The organism is Pseudomonas sp. SIMBA_068, assembly GCF_046534705.1.
Lineage (GTDB): Bacteria > Pseudomonadota > Gammaproteobacteria > Pseudomonadales > Pseudomonadaceae > Aquipseudomonas > Aquipseudomonas putida.
In genome coordinates, this window is the sequence record NZ_JAWRYI010000302.1 from 1 (window position 1) to 292 (window position 292).

The following is a 292-nucleotide window of genomic DNA, read 5'->3' on the forward strand; positions in this document are numbered from 1 at the left end:
CGGCACTGGTTTGCCTCGCCCCTGGTAGTGAAGAGACTGAGGCCGTCACCACTATCGATCTGCTGGTTCGCGGCGGTATCAAAGTCACCACTGCCAGCGTCGCCAGCGATGGCAACCTGGCCATTACCTGCTCGCGCGGCGTGAAGCTGCTGGCGGATGCGCCGCTGGTCGAGGTGGCTGATGGCGAATATGACGTGATCGTACTGCCTGGTGGCATTAAAGGCGCAGAGTGTTTTCGCGATAGTACCCTGCTGGTTGAAACCGTTAAACAGTTCCACCGTTCCGGGCGTAT

General features: G+C 59.2%; 1 protein-coding gene. It reads left to right on the top strand.

All coding sequences use genetic code 11. The annotated features are described in order from the left end of the window. The coding region (locus SB756_RS29270) for a DJ-1/PfpI family protein (RefSeq protein ID WP_410913046.1) at nucleotides 1-292 on the top strand (292 nt) is incomplete at both ends.